This window comes from Brachybacterium vulturis, assembly GCF_043641765.1.
Classification (GTDB): Bacteria; Actinomycetota; Actinomycetes; order Actinomycetales; family Dermabacteraceae; genus Brachybacterium; species Brachybacterium vulturis_A.
Genome location: NZ_JBHZRO010000048.1, coordinates 1 through 1452, shown reverse-complemented (window position 1 = coordinate 1452; position 1452 = coordinate 1). Strand labels below are relative to the sequence as shown.

Below are 1452 nucleotides of genomic sequence, written 5' to 3'. Positions count from 1 at the left end.
CGACGAGACTCACGAAAAGTGCCCGCGAACGGTCTTCGGTGCCTCATATGTTTTTGCCCGCGAAGCGAGGACCGTGGGAGGGCATGGGAAGCGAGTTGACGATGACCTCTCGTGCCGAGGTGACAACGAAGTTCGCCCGGGACTATGCCCGTGTCTCGAAGAAGGACAAGGGCCGGGTGCTGGACCAAGTGGTGGTCGTGACGGGCTGGTCACGGGACAACGCCCGACGCCGATTGACGGCAGCTGCCAAGGCGCCACCGGGCCGGGGTAAGTCCGTCGCGGCGCGGCCGCGGAAGGCGCGATCGCCGAAGTACTCCTACGACGCGCTGAAGGCCCTGCAGCGGGTGTGGGCGGCCTCGGGGTTCCAGTGCGGGAAGTACCTGGTGGTCTCGATGCCTCTGCTGCTGGACCTGCTGGAGAGGGCCGGGCATCTCGATGCGGGAACGGACCACTACGGCCCGATGGTCAGGACGGAGCTGGAGGCGATGAGCGCCGCCACGATCGACCGCTACCTCAAGCCCGTGAAGGCGAAGGATCAGTTGCGGGGGATCTCGACCACGAAGCCGGGACCGCTGTTGCGCACCTCGATCCAGATCCGCCGGGCCGGCGACGAGGTCGAGGCCGAGCCGGGGTTCTTCGAGGTCGACACCGTCGCTCACTGCGGTCCGGTGCTCAAGGGCGAGTTCGTCCGCACCGTGAATCTGACCTGCGTGCATACCGGGTGGACGTTCACCCGCAGCATCCGCAACAACGCCCACAAGCACATCCTGGCCGCGCTGGGCGAGGCGGTCGCCCAGATCCCGTTCGCGGTCTCGGGGATGGACTTCGACAACGGTTCGGAGTTCCTCAATCACGGGGTCGTGAACTGGGCCGGTGAGCTGGGGATCTACTTCACTCGCGGCCGGCCCTACACCAAGAACGACCAGGCCACGATCGAGTCGAAGAACGGGCATCTGGTGCGCAGGCACGCGTTCTACTACCGCTACGACACCGCGGCCGAGCGGAAGGTCCTCAACCATCTGTGGCGCCTGGTCGATGACCAGTTCAACTTCCTCAGGCCCACCAAGAAGCCCTCCGGGTGGGGCACGGACCGCGCAGGACGCCGTAAACGGCTCTACGACGAGCCCGCCACCCCACTGGACCGCCTGTTGCGCGCCGGGGTGCTCTCATCCGCTCAGGAGCGCGAGCTGCTCACCTACCGCGACCGTCTCGACCCCCTCGATATCGCCCGCCGCGTCAGCGACCTCCAGACCCGCCTGATCGCCCTGGCGCGCGAGAAGACCGAGCAGCTCTACCTCGCCCAGATCCCCTCCGCCCTTCCCGAGGTCCGCAAGGGTATCCACGTCGCCCAAGCCTCCTGACCATCAGGGCACGCGGGGCCGGGCCGTTCGCGGGCATTCTTAGCTGAGGCACGGCAAGGATTTCGCGGGCATCTTGACATGAGGCACTACG

The 1452-nt window shown here is 66.7% G+C and carries 1 protein-coding gene; it reads left to right on the top strand.

Annotation, left to right across the window (positions count from 1 at the left end):
* The first annotated feature begins 101 nt into the window (after window positions 1-101).
* Window positions 102-1361 carry a transposase family protein gene (locus tag ACHUEU_RS16460; protein ID WP_394217165.1) on the top strand — a complete coding sequence of 420 codons (1260 nt, stop codon included), beginning with the start codon at window positions 102-104 and terminating at the stop codon, window positions 1359-1361.
* The last annotated feature ends 91 nt before the right edge of the window (window positions 1362-1452 follow it).